Annotated in this window: 18 protein-coding genes; 3 read left to right on the top strand and 15 right to left on the bottom strand. The window is 44.7% G+C overall.

Annotated features, from left to right (window positions below; translation table 11 throughout):
• Nucleotides 1–226 precede the first annotated feature (226 nt).
• Nucleotides 227–1039 carry a polyphosphate kinase 2 family protein gene (locus BS617_RS05350; protein WP_075171848.1) on the top strand — a complete coding sequence of 271 codons (813 nt, stop codon included), beginning with the start codon at nucleotides 227–229 and terminating at the stop codon, nucleotides 1037–1039.
• Between the two features lie 87 nt (nucleotides 1040–1126).
• Here BS617_RS05350 and BS617_RS05345 read toward each other — a convergent pair whose 3' ends face one another.
• The 10 genes from BS617_RS05345 to BS617_RS05300 form a co-directional block, all read right to left on the bottom strand.
• Nucleotides 1127–2548 carry an SEL1-like repeat protein gene (locus tag BS617_RS05345; protein ID WP_075171847.1) on the bottom strand — a complete coding sequence of 474 codons (1422 nt, stop codon included), beginning with the start codon at nucleotides 2546–2548 and terminating at the stop codon, nucleotides 1127–1129.
• A gap of 184 nt (nucleotides 2549–2732) precedes the next feature.
• A complete protein-coding gene (locus BS617_RS05340; RefSeq protein ID WP_075171846.1) occupies nucleotides 2733–3833 on the bottom strand; it encodes an acyltransferase family protein in 1101 nt (366 codons plus the stop codon).
• Nucleotides 3834–3880: 47 nt separating this feature from the next.
• On the bottom strand, nucleotides 3881–5152 hold the full coding sequence (locus tag BS617_RS05335; RefSeq protein ID WP_170870319.1) for an aminotransferase class I/II-fold pyridoxal phosphate-dependent enzyme: 1272 nt from the start codon (nucleotides 5150–5152) through the stop codon (nucleotides 3881–3883).
• 227 nt (nucleotides 5153–5379) lie between these two features.
• A complete protein-coding gene (cyoE, locus tag BS617_RS05330; protein WP_075171845.1) occupies nucleotides 5380–6270 on the bottom strand; it encodes a heme o synthase in 891 nt (296 codons plus the stop codon).
• A gap of 58 nt (nucleotides 6271–6328) precedes the next feature.
• Entirely contained in the window at nucleotides 6329–6658 is a 330-nt protein-coding gene (cyoD, locus tag BS617_RS05325; protein WP_075171844.1) for a cytochrome o ubiquinol oxidase subunit IV, read from the bottom strand.
• Nucleotides 6659–7279: a cytochrome o ubiquinol oxidase subunit III gene (cyoC, locus tag BS617_RS05320; RefSeq protein WP_075171843.1), complete on the bottom strand. Its 621-nt coding sequence runs from the start codon at nucleotides 7277–7279 to the stop codon at nucleotides 6659–6661. It lies immediately after the preceding gene.
• Nucleotides 7280–7281: 2 nt separating this feature from the next.
• Nucleotides 7282–9258, bottom strand: coding sequence for a cytochrome o ubiquinol oxidase subunit I (gene cyoB / locus BS617_RS05315; RefSeq protein ID WP_075171842.1), 1977 nt, complete (start codon nucleotides 9256–9258; stop codon nucleotides 7282–7284).
• Nucleotides 9258–10184, bottom strand: a complete 927-nt coding sequence (cyoA, locus tag BS617_RS05310; protein ID WP_083609937.1) for a ubiquinol oxidase subunit II — start codon at nucleotides 10182–10184, stop codon at nucleotides 9258–9260. Before cyoA ends, cyoB begins: the two co-directional genes overlap by 1 nt.
• Nucleotides 10185–10333: 149 nt before the next feature.
• Complete coding sequence (locus BS617_RS05305; protein WP_075171841.1) at nucleotides 10334–10630, bottom strand: hypothetical protein; 297 nt, start codon at nucleotides 10628–10630, stop codon at nucleotides 10334–10336.
• A gap of 395 nt (nucleotides 10631–11025) precedes the next feature.
• The gene (locus BS617_RS05300; protein ID WP_075171840.1) at nucleotides 11026–11235 is read right to left on the bottom strand and encodes a cold-shock protein; all 210 of its coding nucleotides are present in this window, start codon (nucleotides 11233–11235) and stop codon (nucleotides 11026–11028) included.
• Nucleotides 11236–11552: 317 nt separating this feature from the next.
• Between BS617_RS05300 and msrA the strand changes: the two genes are divergently transcribed.
• The gene (gene msrA / locus BS617_RS18550) at nucleotides 11553–12527 is read left to right on the top strand and encodes a peptide-methionine (S)-S-oxide reductase MsrA (protein WP_075171839.1); all 975 of its coding nucleotides are present in this window, start codon (nucleotides 11553–11555) and stop codon (nucleotides 12525–12527) included.
• 61 nt (nucleotides 12528–12588) lie between these two features.
• Here the strand turns inward: msrA and BS617_RS05290 are convergent, their stop codons facing one another.
• From BS617_RS05290 to BS617_RS05270, 5 genes are read right to left on the bottom strand one after another with little or no spacing between them, the layout of a single operon-like run.
• Nucleotides 12589–13035: a hypothetical protein gene (locus BS617_RS05290; RefSeq protein WP_075171838.1), complete on the bottom strand. Its 447-nt coding sequence runs from the start codon at nucleotides 13033–13035 to the stop codon at nucleotides 12589–12591.
• Nucleotides 13036–13052: 17 nt separating this feature from the next.
• Nucleotides 13053–13829, bottom strand: a complete 777-nt coding sequence (locus tag BS617_RS05285; RefSeq protein WP_075171837.1) for a heme ABC transporter ATP-binding protein — start codon at nucleotides 13827–13829, stop codon at nucleotides 13053–13055.
• Nucleotides 13830–13862: 33 nt separating this feature from the next.
• On the bottom strand, nucleotides 13863–14957 hold the full coding sequence (locus BS617_RS05280) for a FecCD family ABC transporter permease (RefSeq protein WP_075171836.1): 1095 nt from the start codon (nucleotides 14955–14957) through the stop codon (nucleotides 13863–13865).
• Nucleotides 14950–15858: a heme/hemin ABC transporter substrate-binding protein gene (locus tag BS617_RS05275; RefSeq protein ID WP_075173439.1), complete on the bottom strand. Its 909-nt coding sequence runs from the start codon at nucleotides 15856–15858 to the stop codon at nucleotides 14950–14952. Before BS617_RS05275 ends, BS617_RS05280 begins: the two co-directional genes overlap by 8 nt.
• 8 nt (nucleotides 15859–15866) lie before the next feature.
• On the bottom strand, nucleotides 15867–16952 hold the full coding sequence (locus BS617_RS05270; RefSeq protein WP_083609935.1) for a hemin-degrading factor: 1086 nt from the start codon (nucleotides 16950–16952) through the stop codon (nucleotides 15867–15869).
• A 254-nt stretch (nucleotides 16953–17206) separates the two neighbouring features.
• On the opposite strand from BS617_RS05270, the gene BS617_RS05265 reads away from it, so the two are divergent.
• Nucleotides 17207–19396: a TonB-dependent hemoglobin/transferrin/lactoferrin family receptor gene (locus tag BS617_RS05265; RefSeq protein ID WP_083609934.1), complete on the top strand. Its 2190-nt coding sequence runs from the start codon at nucleotides 17207–17209 to the stop codon at nucleotides 19394–19396.
• The last annotated feature ends 89 nt before the right edge of the window (nucleotides 19397–19485 follow it).

Here is a 19485-nt window from a genome sequence, read left to right as displayed (position 1 = left end):
CTTCCTAGTTACGCCGCTAAAATACAGATTAAGATTTCTCTTCTAGCTTATTTAAAAACTTTTCAATTAGCTACGTCGCTTTAAGCATTCAAAGCTAATTTGTTACAACACACAACACTGACTGATGATAAAAAGCAGCCTTGTGAAGCCTTAGCACTTTCTTGAATTACTTTATCTAGCTATTTCCTCGCGTTACACTCAAAGTAACTCATTAGGGAATAACCACATGCACACGCCATCCGACATAGTTTTAGAAAAGAATCCCCCCACTCTTCCCAAAAAGAACGCTGAACATTCCGTCTTAGATGACAAAGCCGATTACAAGAAACAACTTAAAAAATGGCAAACCCGCTTGCTGCATGTTCAACAAGCTTACTACCACCAAAAGCGCCGATGCATCATTGTTATGGAGGGCTGGGATGCTGCGGGTAAAGGTGGCGCTATTAGACGTGTTACAGAAAAACTCGACCCTCGAGGCTTTGAAGTCTACCCTATTGCAGCACCAACCAAAGAAGAACAAGGTAAACATTATCTATATCGCTTTCAAACCAAGCTACCTGCCCCAGGCGAAATCGCTATATTCGATCGCTCATGGTATGGACGCGTACTTGTAGAGCGTATTGAGAAGTTTGCAACCAAGGCGCAATGGCAGCGTGCCTACCAAGAAATAAATGAGTTCGAACGATTACTCGTGGATGATAACGCCCGCATCATCAAAATCTTTTTACATATCACGCCTGATGAACAACATAGACGATTCACTGAACGACTCGAAAATCCAGTTAAACGCTGGAAGCTAACACCGGAAGATATTCGCAACCGCCAACGCTGGGGTGATTACGAAAAAGCAACATTGGATATGTTTAACCACACATCTACCAAAGCAGCGCCTTGGAATGTCGTAGCGGCCAACCATAAATGGTACACCCGAGTGGAGGTTTTAAAAACTATCGTTAAAGCCATGGAAAAGGATGTTGATCTCACTCCTCCGGCGGTTGACCCTGAAGTATTAGAACTGGCAAGAGCTCACTTAGTCTGACCAAGCCATGCTTGCAGAGTATTAGGTTGTTAGCACCTAATACTCTAACTCCTTAAACTTGCTCAAATAACAAAAAAGAGCTCATCTTTATGGGGCAATGGTATAACTGCGACGTAAGTCTCCGTATGTACGGATCCAATAACCGTTGTCCTGTATTTCCTGAGGTAAGGTCTTAGCCACTGCTTTACTAGTTCGGTTGTTGGGGTAATCACCGTAGAGCAATATATAACGCCACTGACCATCCTGTAACGCATGAATATAGTAGGCCTTATCTTGCAAACTATATTTATTAATAAACTTTAATATGCCGTCTACACTGCCCGCTTGCACCAATTGAATTGAATAGCGCATATCTGGCTGCTGATTCACCCATTCACTGCCACGCCGCTGCGCACTATCGCTCGTGACTAGATCTCTATTACCCGTTGCAGGCGATGCAAGATCTTCGACCTCTGCACTCTTAACAGACCCTACCGATGTTTGCTTCTTACTAGGCGCTTTTGGCGATGACGCCTGAGCAACCTCTACCGACTCTTTAACCGAGCTAGACTCCATTGCTTCCAATTCTTGGCTTGCAGCCTCAACCAACTGATCGGCTAGCTGACTTTCATCAACCGATTCAACACTTGTCTCATTAGGCTGTATGGCAACGACGGACTCCTCAGCTAGCGGTTCAAGCTCCTTATCGGAGCCTGATTCAGTTATTTCTACACGCTCGGCTTCTTGGGAGGTATTTCGTAGTTTTAAGGAGGGCAGGTACTCTAACAGCCCTTGCAAAACGGTGGTCTTTTGCTCTTCAGGTGGAATAATGACCACGTCTTCTTCATTAGCATGAATCACAGGGACGGCAGTTTGAGCAACAACGGCATCTGAGACTTGATTTTCTGACGAGGGTAAAGATTCTTGTTTGAGACGAATACGTGTGAGTAGCTCTTTACTCTTTTCAAACCCAGCTTCTGAACCTAACGCTGATAGCTCTTGGGCTTTTTCATAACTTTGGGGAACGCCAATACCGTAATAGTAAAGCTCTGCCAAACGATGATTTGCGTATAAATTACCGCCTTCAGCTGCCCGACTAAACAATTTAGCGCTACTGAGCGCATCGCTGTCTACTAGCAGGATACCTAAAGCCAACTCCGCATCATGATTACCTTGCGAGGCAGAGCGATTTAACCAAAGCATACCTTTTTTAAGATCTTTTTTAGTGCCCTCGCCTTCTAAAAGCATTAGACCAACTTTTAACTGCGCAGCAGAGTCATTCTGCAGGGCGGAATTACAATACCACTGATAAGCTTTCACAGGGTCCTTAGGGAAGCCATGCTGTCCGGTTTCTGCAGCCTGCCCTTTTCGAAAGCTCTCACTGGCTGAAGACTCATCAAATGGCGCCATTGCATTATTAGGTCGACAGGATAAATCTGCTTCGCCTTGGGAAACCGAGGTATAACTAAGACCCGCAAACACGAGTACAGAGCCCAACACAAAATAACGAGGCAAAAAAGTAGACCGCACGTAGCTCATTCCATGTCAAAAAAATACAGAAAAAAGTAAATCAAAGGTGAACACATAGTACCTAAGTATCTGAGTTTATAACATAAAGCCAACCTTTCAAGTAGACTTTTAAAAACAATCACTCAAAACATGCTCCCATAAAAATAGTCAATGCAAGGTATTTACACCATTACACACAAGTCCATTAGGTATTTAATGACCGAGTTCGCCCCTTCCAACTCAACAATAAATCAAAGAACCGCTTCCATGTTCGCTTACGTCGCTCTGTTAAAAAGCCCAATGCAAATACAGTGATTATTACGAGCCCTATCACTGTTAAATAAAAGCGCGATGAGTCTGGGTTCCCATTAATCACGGCGCCATAAAACTGCAAGAGCGGTTGATGCGAGAGATACAATATAAAAGTAAAGCCCGATACATAACGTATACACTGACTCACCGCTTGCGGCATATGAGGACACAGCCCAGAAAGACGGCGAAACGCAATAAAATTAATAGCAATGATGGGAACTAGCAGGTAATCACTCAAAAAATATTTGGAGAAAGTAAGCTGCTCATAGAGATAGTCCCCTCCCCATGCTTTTAATAAATCGGCCAGAGCATATTGCACTCCATACTCATGGAAACCATAAAAAGCGACAAAACTCATCAACCACAAAACACATGCTTTAAATACACTTAGGTTGTATGTTATCTGCCATTTATAAATAGCGACACCTACTAACCATAATGGAAAGAGCAATAAAATTTTTGGCCCTAGAAGAAGCGCTATACTCACGATAGCAACCCAACGTTTCCAACCTCTCATGAATATATAAGCCGCATAAATAACGTAATACCAAACCTCATAACATAATGACCAGTATGGGACGTTAGAAAAACTCATAATGGAAACGAACCAAACTTCGTTCAAAAACAAAAGGCTTGAAAAAATGCGTACATACCACAGATCATGTGTTGTTTTATCCTCATAGAACACAGGATTTATAGACTCGCCCCAGACATCCAAAAGCGGCGTCATTAACAACACTGGAATAGCTACCGAGTAAATACGAGATAACCTATTCACTGCATAACTTTTGGCATCAGCCTCTTTGACATCACTCACGTACGCAATAACAAAGCCAGAGAGCACAAAAAAGATAATAACAGCAGAATGGCCGTAACCACCCAAAGGCACTTGATCAGTAATTAATTCACGCCAGTTAGAGTGATATAACAGCACTAGCACCGCCGCCAAAAACCGAACTACATCCAAATAAAGTGAAAAGGTTTGATTTGGCATATCACCGTTCCATGATGAGTAACAAGACTAACAGAACTTAATCAGCGTTATTTGTTTTGATACAACGAAAAAGACAACTCAATTTGATCTAACATCCACTCGATTTCTGACAACCGTAACGACTGATGACAGGGAAACTGAATAACATGTTCGGACAACTCAACACTATTAGCGCAAACTTCAGAGGTAATTGCTGGGTCAAGCAATTCACCAAATCGCCAAATCGGTACACCCGCCATTTTCATGTGATGGAAAACCTCAGGTAGGTTTTCTACATAGAGAGGGTAAACTAAAGGAACAGTCCCTTCGGGCAGCACTTTATAAAAAGGCCTAGCTCCGGGCAGCTTACGTAAACGGGCATCAATAATCGCATAATGACTTTGCCTTGCTGCAATTATTTGCTCAAAGTTTGCGTATTCAATAACCTTTTTAGACGCGCTCGACATCACCTTATGAATCCATTGGCTTTCTAAACCGAAGCCCCCCTCTGATGACGAAGGGGGTGCAAACTGCTGTTTACGATTTGGACTCATTAACCGTTTAGCACTCTTCCATAATACTTCTTTGCCCAATATTGCTAAATTAGCAGCGCGCCCCAAGAGACCGAAGCGTTTATAACCAATCGCTTTTTCCGTGATATTAAAAAAGCTTTGTAACTGGAATGACTTAGCATGTGGCTTCAACGAGATATTAGACAAATCTCTGCTAGCTGACGCCAACACACCGCCATCAAAGTTTGGAAAAAACTTCATGCTGCTAGCAATCGCATAATCTCCAACGGCACCTGCAGGCGAACCATTTCGACGACCAAAAAAAGCATGCGCACAATCTTCAACCAACACCAAGCCATGAAGATCGCACATCGCACGAATAGGTGCTAAATCTTGGAGTACGCCAAAATAATGTGTCACTAACACCGCTTTGGTTTTTGCTGAAAGCTTACTTTCCAAATCGGCCAGATCCACTTGAGCGTCAGGCAATATCCGATAGAAAATAGGGCTCGCCTGACGCCAATGAACCGGGGAAATCATAGACTCACAATGGAAAGCTGGAACCAACACTTCGTCACCCGCAACAACTCCAGCATCTTCAAGCGCTATAGCAATGGCCGCCCGACCACTGGTCACCAAGCGCTTGTTAGGCACTGACAAAATAGAATCTACCTGCCGAGTAGCACTATCTCGACTAAAAGCCTTCTCACTTAAAATAGGAGATAACGGTATCTTGGGATAGGGGTATTGAGCAAAACCATTTCGAAGCTCAACAGACACTCCGCCATCAAGGACTGATGACTGATTTTGTTCGGACAAGGTACTCATACAATTACTTCCTTCCATGTCAGATCCAGTACTACGGTGGAAAAGCACTGACCAGCCTCCGCTGATTTTAATACATCTTACCACTGTCCATTTGAAGATTGGATAAAAAAAGCAACACGAAAAGCAGTAGAAACTGGAAGGAAAAAACATGAGGGAAAGAATCAGCTTTTGCCAACGACAAAAGCTGATCAGAAACTATCACATACTGGGCAGTTCACCCAATAGGATTACAAACCAGCAAACACTAGCCAATCGGAAGAAACAACACGAAAGTCCAACGCCATTGTCACGCTGAGTGCCGTAATCGTAATGATAGAGAACACAAATACTTGCCGCGCCCAACCATTAATATCGATCCCTGTACGGTAGCCTCGCAAAGCCATGGCCAACCACCACAAGCTAGTAGCCAGAGCCACCACCATAAACCCGATACCAACATACCCGGTTAACGGAAGCAAAGCGGCAACAATAGCAAAGGCAGCGATGTGAAGTACGATATGACGCTTCGCTTTAGACAAGCCCTCTGCTACGGGCAACACAGGAATATTCGCCGCTTCGTAGTCTTTATAGCGAAAAATGGCAATGGCATACGAATGCGGCATCTGCCAAATACAAAACATCACTAATAAGATAGCGGCCCCTGTATCAAATTGACCTGCCGCAGCACAGTACCCCACAACCGGAGGTACAGCTCCTGACAAGCTGCCAACAAACGTGCCATAGACTGACTTACGCTTGAAATATAAGGTATACAAGCCAACATAAACTACATAACCAAAAGCACCAAAAAACAGAGCCACAGGGTTAGTAAAGTAAGCTAACAAACCAAAACCAACAATGCCGAGCACAATACCGTGAGCAAATGCAGCCTTACCTGACATTTCCCCTGTTACTGTTACACGATTGCGAGTGCGCTGCATTTTTGCATCAATATCTCTATCAATGTAGTTGTTAATGGCACAACCAGAAGCAACCACTAATGATAAACCTATCACTGTCGCTAGCATCAACATCCAATCTATCTCGCCACGGGAGGCTAAAAAGAAGCCCCCCGCAACAGAGATAAGGTTGCCCATAATGATGCCCGGCTTTGTTACCTGAAGATAACGCTTAAACATCCTTACAGACCTCCTTAGATGCGGCTTTTAACGTTCCGCAAGTGTTCACGCTGCTATCTCAGTTGTGCATCATCATCGCGTTGGAAGCATAGATAATCCAAATGGACAACCCTACAACCATCACAATAATTAATGCAGCAAACAAAAAGGAATAAGCATCTAACTTACCCTGTTCAGAACCAAAATTCAGATGAAGGAAATACTTCAAGTGAACCACAATCTGAACAACAGCTAAAATCACAATCACAACAATTGTTGTTAGCTTGTCAAAGGTGCCAGTCATCACCATCCAGAATGGAATACCCGTCAAAATAACGGATAAGATAAATCCTGTGATATACGACTTAACACTACCGTGAGAGTGCGCGTCAGAAGAATGATCGCTCATTTATACCGCCCCCATCAGATAAACTACGGTGAAAACACAGATCCAAACTACGTCTAAGAAGTGCCAGAACAAGCTCAAGCAGCTAAGACGCGTAATAGAACGGTTTGTTAAACCAGTTTTTGCAACTTCGATCATCATGATAAACATCCAGATCAAACCAGCAGTAACGTGTAAGCCGTGAGTACCTACCAAGGTAAAGAAGGCTGACAAGAAGGCACTGCTGCCTGGACCGTGACCATTAACAATCAAATGATGGAATTCATAGATTTCCATCGCAATGAAGATAGCGCCCAATGCAAACGTAACTAGCAACCAAGACAAGGTGCCTTTACGGTTTTTCTTGAATGCACAAATCATTGCAAAGCCGTAAGTGATACTTGAAATAAGTAGCGCCGCCGTCTCAGCAAGAACAAAGTCCAACTCAAAGATGTCTTTACCGGAAACACCACCCGCTGTGTTCATAAAGAGCACAGCATAGGTAGCGAAAATAGATGCGAACAACAAGCAGTCCGTCATCAAATAGATCCAGAAACCAAATACAGTGTTTCCACCCGTATCGTGGTGTTCTTCATGCGCTCCAGCAGCGTGAGCGTCGTGCGTATTCATATGTGTAGTGCTCATGATTACCCCTTAGCCGCGTTGTCTAGAAACTCATTTTCAACACGAGCAACCTCGTCTGGCTGTACGTAGTAATCCACATCTTTGGTGTATGCACGCATAACGAAAGCTACAAAAGAGCCCACTAAGCCTGCGATAGCTAACCACCAAATATGCCAAATCATCGCAAAACCGAAAGCGGTAATAAAGCCACCAATCACAATGCCTGCCATAGTATTTTTAGGCATATGAATCGGTGCATATATCGCTTTTCGCTGATACGCCTCACCTTTTTCTTTCATATCTGTAAAGGCATCAATGTCAGAAACTTTTGGAAGCTCAGCAAAGTTATAGAACTGCGGAGGAGAAGCTGTTGACCACTCTAAAGTGTGACCATTCCAAGGGTCGCCCGTTTTATCGAGGTTTTGCTCACGATCACGGAAGCTCACGTACAACTGCACAAATTGTGCAACGATGCCCACAAGGATGATGGCAGCACCACCAGCAGCGATATACAACCAAATGTTCCAATCCGGGTTATCCGTATGGTTCAGACGACGCGTCATACCCAAGAATCCGAGTACGTACAACGGCATGAACGCCATAAAGAAACCAACCAACCAGCACCAGAAAGACACTCGACCTAACTTCTCATTCAAATGGAAGCCCATAGCTTTCGGGAACCAGAACGCGAAACCAGCCAAATAGCCAAATACAGCGCCACCGATAATGGTGTTATGAAAGTGAGCAATCAAGAACAAGCTGTTATGCAGAACGTAGTCGGCGCCTGGCACTGCTAGAAGCACCCCAGTCATACCGCCCACAGTGAAAGTCACCATGAAACCAAGCGTCCACAATACGGGTACAGTGATGCGCAAACGACCACGGTACATAGTAAACAACCAGTTAAATAACTTAACGCCCGTTGGTACAGCAATGATCATTGTCATTATGCCGAAGAAAGCATTCACGTTTGCGCTGGACCCCATCGTAAAGAAGTGGTGCAACCAAACAATGAAACCAAGAACAGCGATAGAAGCCGTTGCCCATACCATGGACTTGTAACCGAACAAGCGCTTACCTGTAAAGGTAGAGATAATTTCAGAGAAAATACCAAACGCTGGTAATACAAGAATGTATACCTCAGGGTGACCCCATGCCCAGAACAAGTTGATGTACATCATAGAGTTACCACCCGCATCATTCGTGAAGAAGTGGAAATCTAGATAACGATCAAGCGTCAGCATAGCCAACACAGCGGTTAGAATAGGGAAAGAAGCAGCGATCAAAATATTGGCCCACGTACAGGTCCACGTAAAGATCGGCATATCCATTAGCTTCATACCAGGAGCACGCATTTTAAAAACAGTTACCAAGAAGTTAACTGCCGTTAATGTTGTCCCTATACCCGATATCTGAAGCGCCCAGATGTAGTAGTCGACACCAACTCCGGGACTAAACTCCAACCCGGCCAGAGGCGGATAAGCAACCCAGCCTGTTTTAGCAAACTCACCCAAACCGAGTGAAATATTAACCAAAACCGCACCCGAAACCGCAAGCCAAAAACTTAGGTTATTCAAGAACGGGAAAGCAACATCACGAGCACCAATCTGCAATGGCAGCACGATGTTCATAAGACCAATCATGAATGGCATTGCCATAAAGATGATCATAATGACGCCGTGAGCAGTAAAGATCTGGTCATAGTGATGTGGCGGCAAGTAGCCTGGGTCGCCATTGGTTGCTAGCGCCAATTGCGTACGCATCATAATCGCATCTGCGAAGCCGCGAATCAGCATGACAAAAGCAAGCACGATATACATGATACCCAAGCGCTTATGGTCAACAGACGTTAACCAATCGCGCCATAGAACGCCGAGCAAGTTGTTACGAATAACTAGGTACGCGATCACAATACCAACAATACCCACTACAATCAGTGTAGTGATTACAATTGGATCGTGTGGAATCGCATCCATAGAGATTTTGCCTAGAAAAGACATTATTTATCAGCCTCCGTATGCGCTTCTTGAGTGTTATGCGTACCATGACTCACACCTTCAGAGTCATTGAACAGCTCAATCTGACCGTGATCTTTCATGAACTTCATAACGTTGTCGTTGAAAATACCCGGCTTAACTGTGCCGAAATACTCAACAGGGTGATATTCAGTTGGCTTAGCCAGTTCGTCATAGCTTTCTTGCGTTAACGACTTACCAGATGCCCTAACTTTCTCAACCCAAGCATCGAAGTCCGCTTCAGTTGGTGTAGCAATGGCATCAAACTTCATACCAGTAAAGCCAGCACCACTGTAGTTGGCAGAAATTCCGTCAAACGTGCCCGGCTCGTTAGCAATCAAGTGCAACTTGGTCACCATGCCAGCCATTGAGTAAATTTGACTACCCAACTGAGGAATGAAGAACGAGTTCATCGTGCCTTCAGAAGAAATCTTGAACTCAACCGGAACGTTAGCTGGGAAAGCCAACTCATTCACTGTCGCAATGCCCTGCTCTGGATAAATGAACAACCATTTCCAGTTCATAGACAGCACTTCTACTGTGATGTGATCTTTTTCATGATCTAGCGGCTTATAGGGGTCTAACGCATGCGTTGACTTCCATGTAATAACACCAAGAATGATGACAATTACAATAGGAACACCCCAACAAACAGCCTCGATCTTAGTAGAGTGAGACCATTTTGGTTCATAGATTTCATCACGCCCTTCGCGGTATTTCCAAGCGAAATACAACGTCAAAACGATCACAGGAATAACAACAAGCAACATAAGAAGCGTAGCAACAATAATTAATTGCTTCTCTTCTATGCCCACTTGTCCTTTAGGATCAAGAACACCACCCTGACACCCAGCAAGTAGACTTACTGTTATGATGGCCAAAGTAATTTTACTTAGGATACGAGTTAACAAAGATTCATCCTCTAACCCTGAGGTTTACATCACTACCAGTTCATAAAGAACAGTAGCCCGAATACCGGAAGACCGGCAGATTTTGACACACACACACTCATCACTTCACACAGCACTAGAAAGAGCCGTGATTAAGCAAATCGTCCGTGTTATGCCGAAATAGGGGGAGCGCGACATCCGTGAGCAGCCTGAACTACATCTTTAACTTCAGGCACAGTGGCTGCTGGAAGCAGCTCAACGAAAGACACGAGAAAATAAGGGTTAGGCTCGTCGTCAGGTAGTACAAACCAACGACGAAGCAAAAAGATATTGAGAATAAACGCGGATAAGCACAAGGCGTAGAACGAAACCTCATCACTTAAGAGTAAAACCAAACCTGTAGGCTCGTACAAAACACCACACAGGTATAGCATGTAATATGCAGCTAGCAATAACAGTGTAAACATACAGACATAACGCATCCTTGTTACCAATGACTTGGATAACATCCTTTCAAATAACTGTTCTTTGCAGGGCAATGTTTCTGAAAGTAGTTTCAATTGCGTGTCCGGTCGTTAGATAAATTGGTCAATATCTATCCAAAAAGTACTGATCTAAATCAAGCAGAGTACATTTTGGCTAATTTTACTACAGAATTGGCATGACGCAAGCTTACTGGGTTTAAAAGCGACAATGAAAGCCAAAACTGCACCCTTTGCATGCAATTATTTAAGATGGTTACTCGATTTTCACCCCTTGCTCGGAATTATTTTTAAAAAGGCAAAAAAAAAGCAAATCCGAAGATTTGCTTTCTATGCTTTAAGCAGCGTCTACAAAGCAGACCTGCTAATCATATCACTAATTATAGTGCTACGATGTTCTCAGCTTGCGGGCCTTTTTGACCAGTAGTAACAGTGAACTGTACTTTTTGGCCTTCAGCAAGAGTTTTGAAACCGTTGCTTACGATAGCGCTGAAGTGAGCGAAAACGTCTGGACCAGATTCTTGCTCGATAAAGCCAAAACCTTTAGATTCGTTGAACCACTTAACAGTGCCAGTAACAGTATTAGACATTTTAAAATCCTGATAAAAAATAATTTATGGGCGCCCCCTATGAGGCGGGTCAGCCAAAAAAATATAGACTAAGACTTAGAAACTACAGGACGTGGAACCAAAAGAATCGACGTAATGGAGATTTTAAACTACAGGCTTACTTTCTAGCTGCGATCATTCTATCCTACACACAGACGATGTCAACTAATAATTTTCTACATAGACATCCTTGTTAAGTGATTGTTAAAAAAAAGGCTTTCATTAAACACGGAACATCCCTTCCCCCCCTCTTGTCGTATAGATACTATATAGAGAATGTATTGAGGAACTAAAACGTCATGTTGACATGGTTAGATATCAAACGCTTTACAAAACAAGGCAACCCGACTGCTGATCGCTGCGTAACTAAAACCGATGAGCAGTGGCAAGCAGAGTTATCGCCAGAAGCCTACCGAGTCACCCGACAACAAGGCACTGAAGCCGCTTTTAGTTCCGGTATGTGCAACCTATTTGAACCGGGGCTTTACGCCTGCATTTGCTGTGACACTTTACTGTTTGACTCCAATGAGAAGTTCGACTCAGGCACCGGATGGCCTTCTTTTGTACAACCCTATACACCTAATGCCGTCGCTTATCACGGTGACAACTCATTTGGCATGCAGCGCGTTGAAACCACTTGTAATACCTGCGGTGCACATTTAGGCCACGTTTTCCCTGATGGCCCAGCTCCAAGCGGCCTGCGCTACTGTATAAATGCTGTCGCTTTGAAAAAAGTAGAAGCCACAACAGAGAAAGCCACATTCGGCGGAGGCTGCTTCTGGTGTACTGAAGCCATGTTTCAAAACTTAGCTGGCGTTATCAGCATAAAAAGCGGTTATAGCGGCGGACAAGTTAAAAACCCAACTTACCGTGAAGTCTGCAGTGGTTTAACAGGCCATGCCGAAGTTATACAAGTGGAGTTTGATAACACGATTATTTCATACTCAGACTTACTTAAGCTTCACCTGAGCAGCCATGACCCCACGACCCTCAACCAACAAGGCGCGGATAAAGGCACTCAGTACCGTAGCATCATACTTACTCACAACGACGAGCAAGAAAAATCAGCTACGCAGGTTGTCGCCCAAATGCAGCCCCTATTTGGCAACAATATTGTTACCGAAATAGCACCATTTGAAGCGTTCTACACAGCTGAAGAAGAGCACCAAAACTATTACCTCAACAATAGTGATGCAGGCTACTGTCAAGTTGTCATTGAGCCCAAGGTTGTTAAGTTCAAAGCCGCTCATCAAGATAAACTGCAAAAGAAATAATTCTAAATGCGCCCATCGGGGCGCAGCACTGCCTCTTCACCCCGCCGCTCAATAGCAACGGCTAGTGCAGCGAATCACTGATATATTCTCGCTGATATAAGTGCATGTTTAAGTGCGATTTAACAAAGTCGTTGTGAGCTGACTCGTCACATAATGTCTTAAAATACTTAGAATCACTCAGTGTGGCGGGCTTTTCTTCTAGCAATAATTCTTGTGTGTATAAAATGACTTGATCCGACTCTTCTTCACGATCCATGTGATGCAAAATGTTAGAAGCGTAAATGGCGGATAGGCTCATTAAGTTCAATATTAAGGGGGCATCAGGGTTACGTTTAATTAGCATTGTAGCCAGATCAAACGCACCTCCAACAAAAGGGAGCGCGTTTTTCCACTCCTTATTTTGATAAGGCGTTTCAGAGCCTTGCATCCAATGAAACCAATAGTTAATCAAATCCTGATCACCCAAGTTTTCATACTTCTTTCGATGTTGCTGACAGATAAAAGCCATAACATTCTCCCTGTCGGCTAACTGGCTATAACCAGCGGCCTTGCTTGCGTTGGGTGCGGAATAACATCCACCACCGTGTTATAAATCCTGCTCAATAATGCTGGTTGCAATACCTCTTGTGGCCGCCCTTTTGCCTGTACGCTAGCTTGATCCATAAAGACCAATTCATCGGCATAGCTGGCCGCCAAATTCAGGTCATGCAATACCGCTAGCACCCCCACCCCTTGATGTGTCAGCTCTTTAACTTGACGAAGAACCTGGTGCTGATGACACAGATCTAACGCGGAAGTAGGCTCATCCAACAAAAAGTAGCGAGGGCCTAGCCCCGTGTCCTCCCACACTTGCGCTAATACACGCGCCAAGTGCACACGCTGCTTCTCACCACCGGATAAAGAGGGATAGGCTTGATTAGCCAAATGCGTTAAATCAACACGCTCTAACACGTCGGATACAACCGTCATATTATGCGGCGTACTCGTCAAATGAGGTAAGCGTCCCATCAGCACGACTTCTTCAACGGAAAACGGAAAGTTAAGAGAAGATTGCTGTGGTAGCACACCCAAAACACGGGCACGCTGGGCGCTATTCCAATGATGATACCGTTCTCGGTTTAGTGACAGCTCGCCAGAAAAGCCAGTATATTCACCTGCCAGTACCTTGAGCAGAGTCGACTTCCCTGCCCCGTTAGGCCCCATTAGCGCTATCATTTTTCCGGGCTGCACATCAATCGACACATCAGACAGTAAACGTTTAGTACCTACCATGAGGTTGATACGAGTAGCCGACAGTTTCATAAAGCATTCCTTATCTGGCCGCGGCCAGATCTGTTATAGCGCGCCATGTTGGCCTCGATAAATAATCAAACCAATAAAGAAAGGCCCACCGATAATGGCAGTAACCAAACCGATAGGGATTTCAGCTGGGGCTAAAAATGTACGCGCGATCATATCCGCGACCAACAGAAATAGCGCTCCAGCTAGTGCACTGGCGGGCAGTAAATAACGATGATCAGGTCCCAATGTCATGCGAACTAAATGCGGAATCACAAGGCCTACAAATCCGATCATGCCAGATACCGCGACTGCCACTCCAACGGCCATCGCGCTGAGTGAAATCAAATGAAAGCGGACAGACTGAACATCAACCCCCAAATGGCCAGCCTCAGCCTCACCTAATAACATAGCGTTTAAACGCGAGGAGTAGCGCATCATCAACAGACAAGCAGGTACTATTAAACTAGCGGCAGCCATGACAACGCCCCACGTTGATCCACCTAAGCTTCCCATTTGCCAGAAAGTGAGCGTACGTAATTGAGTATCATCAGCAAAATAAGTAATAACCCCAACGCCCGACATTGTAATAATACCAATCGCAATCCCCGCTAGAAGCAAGGTTGATATAGACATACCCAATGACGAAGTGGCTATACGTGCTACTAACAAGGTCACAACTAAACTACCGATAAATGCAGCAAACAATAACGCATAGCTTTGTAACCAAGGGGGTAAATAAGCAATAAAAGACTGGCCAAAAACAACGACAGCGACCGCAGCTAATGCCGCGCCACCTGAAACACCAATCAATGCAGGATCGGCCAAGGGATTACGAAAGACACCTTGTATAGTGGCGCCACTGACGGCAAGAGCTGAACCCACTAACAGCCCTAACACCGCCCGCGGCAAACGAATAGATTCGATAACTTGAGCCGTGGTTAACGACGGTGTGTTATCGAACCCTAAATATGAAAGCAACAAGGACACAACATCAGCAAAAGGAATAGAAAGGGCACCCGTCGCCAAGGACATAACAAATGCAAAGACTAAACCAATGGCTAAAACTATAATCCAGCACTGACTCTTCCAAGCACGTCCCTTAGCCAACGAAACACCGGTGGAGATTGATGCCTTCTGATAGCTAGTCATCTGCCAGCCCACTCTTTGCGGACACTAAAGCCTGACCGGAATATAACGCCTTATTCAACGAATCTATAGCTAAGCCAGTTCTCGGACCTAACCCCAGCAGCATCATGCCACCCATTGTAATTAAGCGCTGATCGCTAGCCGCTGGCGTTTGATTAAAACCCGGCTTTAAAAATAAAGTATCTGACGTAACCTGAGGGTTGCGACCTTCCATCATCAACACCACATCTGGTGCCATCTCGACTAAAGCTTCAGCAGAAATAGGTTTAAACCCGTCAAAGCCGGACGCTGCATTTACCCCACCGGCTAGGTTAATCATTAAATGAGCAACCGTTTCGGAGCCTGCCACCATAGGGCTACGATCACTAAAACTCAGCACAAATAATACTTTAGCCGGCTTTTCCGGCAGAGGGCGGTTCATTGCCAACTCTATTTGCGTTAAAACTTGGGCCCACAGCGCTTTACCTTGATCTGGAATACCAAGCTGCTCAGAAACACCCAAGATTTTTTCTTTTACACTGGCCAGCTCAGGAGCAGCGCTGTAGTTTTGCAGCTTAATACCGGCTTGTTTCAACTGATCAATAACAATCGCTGGCCCGCTATCGTCAGTCGTCAAGACCATGTCCGGCATTAAAGACATAACCCCTTCCACAGACAAAGCTCGTTTATAGCCTATTTGAGGAAGCTCTTTAGCTTCGCGCGGATAAGTAGATGTGGTATCGACCCCGACCAAGTGTGATCCATAACCCAGTGCATAAACAATTTCAGTCAACGATCCATCTGTTGAAACTAAGCGCTGCGGCACTTCAGGCTCACTTGATTGAAGGCCTGAATCATCCGCCAAAGCGGACGTTCCAATCAGGTGCAAACACACAAGAAAAGTGGCTAAATATCGATTAAGCATACAAACCATTACATGCCACCGTTACTTAATGCACTTTCAGCAAGCCGACGCCATTGCGGATTTTCAGCCATACCTTCTTGGCGCACTCCAAAAAACTGAACAAGCAATATCCCCGCTTTGTCATAAAACTCCAGCGAGGTCACCACTCCATCGCGCGTCGGTTTACGCACCAACCACCCCGAAACAAGCTCGGTTGTTAACAAGTGCAAATTGAACTCGCTATCCAATACATTAAGCCACAGGCCTATTCGCTTAATATTGTTCACAACACCGCTGTGGATTTGAATATTTCCATCGTTACCCACAAAACACATAATAGGGGTTTGTTGTCTAGCCGCTTGCACAAGTACTTTTTCTAAAGACTCAGGTTTGAAAGGAACCGCATACAACTCACCCACTAGCCGCAGTGACTGCTCTCGCGCTACTTCATGCTTGCGCAACAATCGCATAAACTGATGCACATCTGTTAATGCACTCCAGTCTTCCTGCAGCTGACCAACATCAACTTGATCATCAGGTGTAGGAGGCTCAGCTGGTAACTTACACGCGAGCGCGATAGGTGTATTTTGTTGCTCTGATTTAAAGCCTTGGATGATATCGAAATAAGCTTGGGTATTACTTTCTGGTTGCAGGTAGATCTTTTGAATAGCCTCGCCATAACGATCAAAAAACTGAAGGCTATAGCGATAAACACCTTTCACTAATTCACAAACGGCATAGCCACAATGCCATTGCGATAAAATGATACGCAAATCAATTTTGCGATCATTACTGATGACCAGCCCCATCGACCCTTTAATGGAAACGTTATCGTATATACCTTTACGCTCATGCACCGCGCCGCTATTGCGGGTTAATGACATGATGTAGCCCAGCTCAGGCAACGTATAAATCAAATCGGAGAACGCTTGATTCAAGCGTATACGGCCAACGCCACATGAGTGCTCTATTAACTCAGCTTCTGACACCGATAACCGTTCAGCGATGTCACGTCTTCGCAAACCGGGCTCTGATTGCACAAGCGCTTTATAGGATTCACTGATTACTGAACTGATTTCAGCCTCAGCCTGAAAGATAGCTACTGGCATACCCATGACTCACCCTCTCCAAATACGATGCAAAAGTGGCATTCAATCTAACAACGAGATGTTCACATTAAGCAAAACCACTTATTAATGAGAACTATACTCATTTGCATTATCATTGCAATATTATTTCACCGTAAACCATGCCTCTTTTACATCGCTAACTCCTGATGCAAAGCCACTCATAAAATAAATAATCAAATAATTTATTGATAATGATATTGATTCGTATTTAGAATAGCATCGCATTCACTAGGAGCTGTATGATGATTGTTGCGAAACCTTTACCACCCTATTCACTATGGGTTGCTACGCTGACGGCAGGTATTTTCTGCCTACCCAGCTATGCAGCAGAAAACGAGACACCCAAAGCTAATGCCACATTCCTCGATCAATTAATAATTAATGCAAGTCCTGTTAGCCAAACGAACCAACAGAGCGACAGTGCTATTACCAGCTTGTCCTATGACCAATTAGCAACAGAAAACGCGACTTCTGTCAGCGATATCTTTCGATACACCCCTTCAGTCTCAGTTAGCGGAGGCGCACAAGGTGATGGCTTAATTACTATACGAGGCATAAGTGGCAACCGAGTCTTGATTGCCGTAGACGGGGTAAAACAAGCCAAGAACTTATCTTGGAGTTCGCTGAATTCCAGCCGTAACCTCATCGACATCAACGCGCTTAAACAAGTTGAGGTTATCTCTGGCCCCGCATCAGCTTCATTCGGTAGCGATGCGCTGGGCGGTTTGGTGTACTACACAACAAAAGATCCAAGCGATTTTTTAGATAATCCAAGTAATACCGCAAATCAAAGCACTGCGGGTCAGTACCGTGTTATCTATAACGGGGCAAACAAAGGTCTGAGCAACTCAATAAGTTTAGCGGGCAGAAACGACAGCCTTGAAGGCATGCTGATTTATACATACGAAGACGCCAGCGAAAAACAAACACCAGTTGACGATTCTGCTCAAGGTAGTGCACGCCGATCTACAGACCCCAAAGACACCCAAAACGAGAGTGTACTCGCTAAACTGAAGTATCAACTGGATGAGCATCAAGCTGTAAAGATATCAGCGGAGCACTTAAGCTCAGATGATGATACCCAAGTACTTAGCTCAAACAGCCAAGATGAACAATTTTTAGATATTGAGCGCCGCCAGCGTTTATCAGCCGAGTATACCAATGATAAAGCCACTCGCTTCTATGATGAGCTGACCGTGACAGTTGATTGGCAGAAAACAACAAACGACCAAACACAGAAATTTTACAATGCCGGCGCACCGTATTTTGGCGACTACGTTTACGATGCGGATTATGACGAAACAACACGAGACTTAAAGCTAAGCCTGCAAAAAGATCTCGATTTTTCAACCACTGCGCACCAAGTCAGCTACGGCCTAAGTTATGAGCAAACCTTATTTGAGCAACAGCGTACAAGCAGCTTGTCAGGCACTAACCGCTCCATGCCCCGAGCAGAAAGTAAACTCGCTGGGATATGGGCTCAGGATTTAATTGAATGGTATGACTCAGGCCTTAGAGTTACGCCGGGTATTCGTTATGATGCCTACACTGTCGACGCACAACCTGATGCAGCCTATCTGGCAAGCAACCCAGTAGAGTTAGATCCTGGTACAAATACCGACCAAAAAATCAGCCTAAAGCTCGGGGTTAACTACCCGATAACTGACGCTGTTACAGTGTTTGGACAGTTTGCCCAAGGCTTCAAAACACCAGACATGGACCAACTGTTTGCCAATTACGGACGAACAGGAGCCTATCAATTTATTGCCAACTCAAATTTAAAACCGGAAAGCAGCAACAGTCTCGAATTTGGTTTTCGTTATAACCATGCAGGCATTTCTGGCGAAGTAGTCGCCTTCTACAATGACTACAAAAACTTCATCGACGAAACAATTGACTACAGCAACCCCAGTTATCCTTACGGTATTTACCAACAAACCAACTTGAAAGGTGCGGTCATCAAAGGGGTTGAATTTAAAACTCAATGGGATCTGGGCATGACACAGCAAGCTTTGCGCGGCCTATCCCTAAATGCATCACTAGCTTATGCAACGGGCACTTACGATGAATCAGGAGAAAGCCAACCAATCGATTCCGTATCACCGTTAAGCGGCGTACTTGGCTTACATTATGATCACCCAAATCAACAATGGGGTAGCTCCGTAATTGTAACAGCGGCTAAAGGAAAATCTGCAAACGATGTCAGCGACTCTGCGACATTTAGGCCAGCGGGATATGGCGTGATTGATCTTGCAGGCTATTACCAATGGACGCCATCGTTGCGTATGGATGCGGGAGTTTACAACCTCAGCGACAAAACTTACTGGCAGTGGGACACCGCTCGCGATCATACACAAAGCACAAGCGGCCTAGAGCGATTTGCCGAGTCAGGACGGCATCTGCGACTTGGGCTTACCTATAACTTTTAAACCTAAGGAGGATTAGCACACACATTAAATTTCCCCTCGCTAGCGACCTAAGTGCGCGTAAGGGTTGATCTGTATGCTCCCCCGCTATG

It is taken from the genome of Neptunomonas phycophila, from assembly GCF_001922575.1.
GTDB lineage: Bacteria > Pseudomonadota > Gammaproteobacteria > Pseudomonadales > Balneatricaceae > Neptunomonas > Neptunomonas phycophila.
This window is presented reverse-complemented; position numbering and strand designations above follow the sequence as displayed.